The following is a 5452-nucleotide window of genomic DNA, read 5'->3' as shown; positions in this document are numbered from 1 at the left end:
ACAGAAAACGAGGTCTTGGCGTCGGTCACCGACCCGCTGGTGGATGCGGTTCGCCTCAATGATCTCGAAATGGAGCTCTCCTTCGCCGAGGCGGAAGTGACGCGGCTCGAGAGCCTGATCCGCGCGACGGAAGAGATCGCGGAGACGCTTGAAAACCGAAGCCAGCGGTTTACCGAGCGCCAGATAAGGGATATCGAACTTCAACTTGAACATGCCCGTGATCGTCTTGCCCTCTATGGCGTGGATGCCGACGAGGATGCAGCGGAGCAGGATGCTTCCCTGGCAGGCAACGCAGCATCCGCCGCCGAAAGCCTGGCGCGACAGGAGGTGGACCTGCTTGAGAACGCTCTTGCCGCGGCGCGAAACGGCGTCTTCGTGGGCGACGGCTACAATGACGCCCCGAACGCTGAGCAGCGCCGCGTGGAACTCGTCACTGTTCTGGATGGATTCAATGCCGACCTCGTGGCGGCGCAGGCCCGTCGAGCCGCCATCGCCGACCGGGTCGATGACGCACGGTTCTCCGTAAACCGACTCACCGAAGATGAGATCGAAGCCACGACAAACGGCCGAATCTGGGAGGTGCTCGCATCGGATGGCGAACGGTTGCAGCGAGGCGAGCCGATCCTGCGCATCGTGGATTGCGACGCCTTGCTCGTGACCCTGTCGGTTACCGAAAACAATTATAACAGCCTGCGTGTCGGCGACACCGGACAGTTCCGCCTGTCCGGCAGTGGCGAGGTATACACAGGCACGGTCACTCGCCTTGCCGGAGCAGGGGCAGGCACGATCTACCAGAATCTCGCGGTCGCCCCGAGCGCCGAGCATCTTGAGAGGTTCGATGTTGCCATGGCTGTTTCCGGACTTGAGACCGATTCCGAACTGTCCTGCCCGGTGGGCCGCACCGGGCGCGTCTTCTTCGAAGACCGTCCGCTCGATTGGCTGCGGTCGGTCTTCTGATGCTACCTGTCTGGCTCAGCGAAACGCAGTCCAGCGCAATGCAGATGCTGCTTGTCGCTGGATTGGCATTGATCCTGCCGGGCCTGGTGGATCGCAAGAGCACGCTTCACCGCAGCTTGCTGATGGGTGTCACGATCCTGCTTGCGCTGCGCTATGCGTGGTGGCGGCTGACCGAGACCCTTGCGCCCGCAGGCTTTACGGTGGATTTCCTGGCCAGCGGCTCGCTTTTCGCGCTCGAGCTGGCGACGCTCGCGAGTTCGATCAGTGCCAACCTCCTGATGTCGCGGATCCGTGACCGCCGCGACGAGGCCACCGCGAACGAGGCCTGGTGGGAACCCGAACCTGCCCCGCGCGTCGCCGTCCTGATTGCGACGTATAACGAGGACATCGAGGTTCTCGAACGCAGCATCGTCGGCAGTCTCGCGCTGGACTACCCGAATGTCGAAGTCCTGGTGCTTGATGATGGCAAGCGGGACTGGCTGCGCGAGTTCTGCGAAAAGCGTGGTGCGCGCCATGTCACGCGACCGGACAACAAGGGGGCCAAGGCGGGCAACATCAACCACGCGCTCAAGATGCTCGAAGCAGAAGGTCCGCCCGCCTTCTTTGCCGTTCTCGATGCAGACTTCGTGCCTCATCGGAACTTCCTGCGCCGTGCCTTGGCTCTATTCCACGACGATACGACCGGGCTCGTCCAGACGCCGCAGCATTTCTTCAATGCCGATCCGATGCAGCACAATCTGGGCCTGTCGCGGTCCTATCCTGACGAGCAGCGTTTCTTCTTCGACCAGATGCAGCCGGCCCGCGACGCCTGGGGCCTGGCGATCTGTTGCGGGACATCCTCAATCGCGCGCTGGGAGGCCGTGGCGGAACTCGGGGGGCTTCCGACCGACAGCATCACCGAGGATTTCCTCCTGACCCTGGCGCTTCAGGAAAAGGGATGGGAGACGCACTATCTGAACGAGCCCTTGACCGAGGGACTCGCGCCGGAGGGGCTTAAGGAGTATGTCACGCAGCGGGCGCGCTGGTGCCTGGGTCTCATGCAGATTGCGCGCAGCCGGTATGGTCCTTTCGCACGCAACACCCTTCGCCTCAGGGACCGTTGGAGCGTGATCGACTCGGCACTTTACTGGCTGACGACATTCCCGTTCCGGACCGCAGCATTCATCTATCCGCTGCTCTACTGGTTCTTCAACGTGACCGTCGTCGACGCCACCGTGCCGGACGTGCTGAGTTATTTCGGTGTCTATTTCCTGTGGACCGTGATGGCTTACAATCTCCTGGCACCGGGAACATTGGTGCCGCTCTTGAAAGACGTGAGCCAGCACCTTGGCGCGATTCAGATCACCCGAGCGGCAGTCACCGGGTTGTTGCGTCCCAAGGGTCACCCCTTCAGCGTCACGGCCAAGGGAGGCGACCGCAGCCAGGTTCAGGTGCAGTGGCATTTGATGGCGCCCTATATCACTCTGCTCGCGCTTACGGTTCTGGGCCTGACGATCGGCATATTCTGGGACCGCTTTGCGTTCTACGATGCGGGCGACGGCAAATCTGTCGTGCTGTTCTGGACGATCTACAATCTCTTCACCCTGACCTTCATCCTGATCGCCTGTGTGGAACTGCCACGCAAGGAACGACATGTTGCCGACCAGCCAATACGGGCAACCTTCGAGGCAGCGGGCGATGTTGCCCGTCCGGTCTGGATCGCCTCGCTGACGCAACACACGGCGCGGATCAGGGGCGGCATGTTTGCCGCAGGCACAAACGGCATTCTGGACATCCCCGAGGTCGGCAGGATCGAGGCCACCGTGATCGCGCGGGTTGCCGACGGGGCACGCATGTTGCTGGCCCCGGATGCCGAGGCAAATGACGCACTCATGCGGCGGTTCTACACCGAAGGCGCCGCGCCGAATGTCGAGGCGGTCCGAATGGGACCGGTGTTCAGAGATCTCGCTCGCAGGCTCAGTTTCAGCCGCAGGCCCTGAGATCAACGCTGACGGGGTTCCAATCCCAACCGCACCAAGGCTGCCGACAAGCGCTGTGCCTCCGCCGGTGTTCGCACCTCCGCCGGATACTCCTCGTGGCCGGCGGCCATCCGCCCAGCGGTCTCGATGAGAGCGGATAACGGTGTCAGAAAAATCCGCACGAATACCAAGGTCAGCAGGAGGTGAAGTCCGCCGGCAACCAGCACACCCGACGCTGCGATCCGAACCAGTTCCGCCCCGGATGTCAGGGAAAATTTATCGATCTCGCTGCGACCAATGAGGCTCCAACCGAATGAAGGCAGTTCACCATAGCCAACCGACGGCAAGACAGTGGTGAAATAGGTCGTGCCGTCCGGCCAGGTTTCACGCTCCGCCACGGCGATACCGGCAGCAGCGGCCCGCATGCTTTGCAGATCCGGCAGCTCGGGCATATCGCGGTTCGTGGAAATGACCACCTCTTCCTGCGGATTCACCAGCACCAGGACGATTTCTGTCGTCCGCGCGAATTCGGTCAGGAATTCCTCGGCCCAATTGGCGTTTATGTGAAAGCCAAGCACACCGGCGACCCGACCATCGTCTCCGGCCACGGGCACCGCCATATCAAGGAACCGCGCGGGGCCGTATGGGCCTTCGGGGACTGCCTCCGCGAGCAGCAAGGCATCGTGGACATCGCCGGCAAACGGTGATTGCAAGCCGCGGCGAAACCATGGCCGCTCGGACACGCTTGCACCCTGGAGCAAGCCGCCCGACGCCGCGACGACTGTGCCGTCCGGCGATGCGAAACCCGCCCAGGAAACCCTTTCGTCAGTTGAGGCGGCGGCGTTCAGCACGGCACGCAATTCTTCCAGGTCCAATTCCGCCAGATCATCTGCGATCTTCTGAAGGTGCTGCCAGTCCTGTTCCAGCGCTCGGGCAAACGCGAGCCGCGCCGCGTCGGTCCGAATCGTGACGGCGTTTTCGAGCGCCGCGTTCTGGAAATCGCGCACCCGGTCGCGCACGATCACCACGGCGGCGAGACTGAAGAGCAGGATCCCTGCAAATACGAGACCGAAGACGGCGCGGCGCAGGGTTATGGCAGAGACTTCACGACGGGCGGGCGGTATGGTTTCCTTCTTCATGGGAAGATTAGTAACATTCGGGAATGACCGTTCCTACCCTTGGCATTGGACATCGGATGCATCGAAGATCCTTTCTGACGATCGTGCCTGCGGCCAGTGTCACTGGCACGTTCCCGGCGGCCCGTGAAGCCGTCCCCCAATCATCTTGGGACCTGTGGAAAGAGGCGTTTCTCACACCCGAAGGACGTGTCGTGGACGCCCTGCAGGACATGGCCAGTCATTCCGAAGGCCAGGGCTGGGCCATGCTTCTGGCCGCGCAACTGGGTGACGGCGAAAGCTTTGCGCGGATGTTCGAATGGACCGAGCGATATCTTGCCGTTCGCCGCGACCCGCTTCTCAGTTGGCGTTGGCGTCCTGGCGATGGGATCGCGGATTACAACAACGCAAGCGATGGCGATCTTTTCTATGCTTGGGCGCTGCTTGTTGCAGCGCGGCGTTTCGAGACAGGAACCTATGCGGATCGATCTGCCGAAGTGGCGCGCGCCATCGACGAGATCCTCGTCAAGCCGGCTCCGGGCGGCGGGTTGCTGCTGCGACCTGGAGCAGAGCGCTTTTCCGATAACGGTCGCGAAATCCTGAACCTGTCCTACATCATGCCGCTTGCGCTGCACGCCCTTGGCGCGGCATTCGATTTGCCGCGGCTTGGCGAAGTCGCCAATGATGGAGAAGCCCTGATCGCCCGCGTCGCCGAAACGGGTCTGACGCCGGACTGGATCGCCCTGGATGAAGAAGGCTGGCGCACGGCAACCGGATACGGAACATACTACAGCTACGACGCTCTGCGGGTCGCATTGTATCTGGTCTGGTCGGGTCGCTTTGCCAACCCCGCCGTGGCACGGTTGCGTGCGTTTCTGGACGGCACAGATTCAGGGACCCCGGTGCGCGTCGATCCGTCGACCGGGCAGGTGCTGGAAACCAGCGATGCGGCGGGATACGCGGCCCTCTCGACTCTGATCCGCAACACGGGAAGGTCAGTGCCGTTGGTGCCCCTGCCGGATTACACGGCAGGGCAGTCCTACTACCCGGCGACGCTCCATCTGCTCTCCTTGGTTGCCTCGCGCGCGACATTGGCTTGAATCGCGAAAGGTGGTTGGAGAGCGCTCAGCTCGAGTAAGGATTGCTGGTAACGACGAAAAACAGAAGAATCGGCTGGCATTTTAGTCGGTGGTTTCCGTCGTGACGGTGTTGTCACGTTAACTCGCCGAGTTTGCAAGTTGCATTCCGGTCGTTGATCAAGCGGCATGTGCCGCGGATTTCCACGCCTAGAGAAACGATTGCGAGTCGCGGACTGCATAGAGACGAAGCGCTGCAATCCACCCGGTGATCGGAAGCCCTGCATTACTCGGTCTCGTTTTCGGAAAGGCAAATGGCTGTTTTCAGCGCGGTTGTTGAGCCCCT

4 protein-coding genes and 1 pseudogene are annotated in these 5452 nt (G+C 61.9%); 3 read left to right on the top strand and 2 right to left on the bottom strand.

Annotation, left to right across the window (positions count from 1 at the left end):
* Both LCF60_RS23245 and LCF60_RS23240 read left to right on the top strand, forming a co-directional pair.
* Positions 1-957: HlyD family efflux transporter periplasmic adaptor subunit (locus LCF60_RS23245; RefSeq protein ID WP_292294914.1), on the top strand; the 957-nt coding region annotated here is incomplete at its 5' end.
* Positions 957-2936 carry a glycosyltransferase gene (locus LCF60_RS23240; protein WP_292294913.1) on the top strand — a complete coding sequence of 660 codons (1980 nt, stop codon included), beginning with the start codon at positions 957-959 and terminating at the stop codon, positions 2934-2936. The genes LCF60_RS23245 and LCF60_RS23240, both read left to right, overlap by 1 nt.
* Before the next feature lie 2 nt (positions 2937-2938).
* Here LCF60_RS23240 and LCF60_RS23235 read toward each other — a convergent pair whose 3' ends face one another.
* A complete protein-coding gene (locus LCF60_RS23235; RefSeq protein ID WP_292294912.1) occupies positions 2939-4054 on the bottom strand; it encodes a cache domain-containing protein in 1116 nt (371 codons plus the stop codon).
* Positions 4055-4110: 56 nt separating this feature from the next.
* On the opposite strand from LCF60_RS23235, the gene LCF60_RS23230 reads away from it, so the two are divergent.
* The gene (locus tag LCF60_RS23230) at positions 4111-5130 is read left to right on the top strand and encodes a glycosyl hydrolase family 8 (RefSeq protein ID WP_292294911.1); all 1020 of its coding nucleotides are present in this window, start codon (positions 4111-4113) and stop codon (positions 5128-5130) included.
* Positions 5131-5321: 191 nt separating this feature from the next.
* Here the strand turns inward: LCF60_RS23230 and LCF60_RS23225 are convergent.
* Positions 5322-5452 (bottom strand): annotated as a pseudogene (locus tag LCF60_RS23225) (IS6 family transposase); the annotation flags it as partial.

It is taken from the genome of Marivita sp., assembly GCF_020055635.1.
Lineage (GTDB): Bacteria > Pseudomonadota > Alphaproteobacteria > Rhodobacterales > Rhodobacteraceae > Marivita.
The sequence above is the reverse complement of the archived record's forward strand: the minus strand, read 5'-3'. Positions and strand labels throughout refer to the sequence as shown.

What these genes read in the sequence shown, in the direction of transcription:
- LCF60_RS23240 (WP_292294913.1), top strand. Translation starts at nt 957, where the DNA reads ATGCTACCTGTCTGGCTCAGCGAAACGCAGTCCAGCGCAATGCAGATG.
- LCF60_RS23235 (WP_292294912.1), bottom strand. Translation starts at nt 4,054, where the DNA reads ATGAAGAAGGAAACCATACCGCCCGCCCGTCGTGAAGTCTCTGCCATA.
- LCF60_RS23230 (WP_292294911.1), top strand. Translation starts at nt 4,111, where the DNA reads ATGCATCGAAGATCCTTTCTGACGATCGTGCCTGCGGCCAGTGTCACT.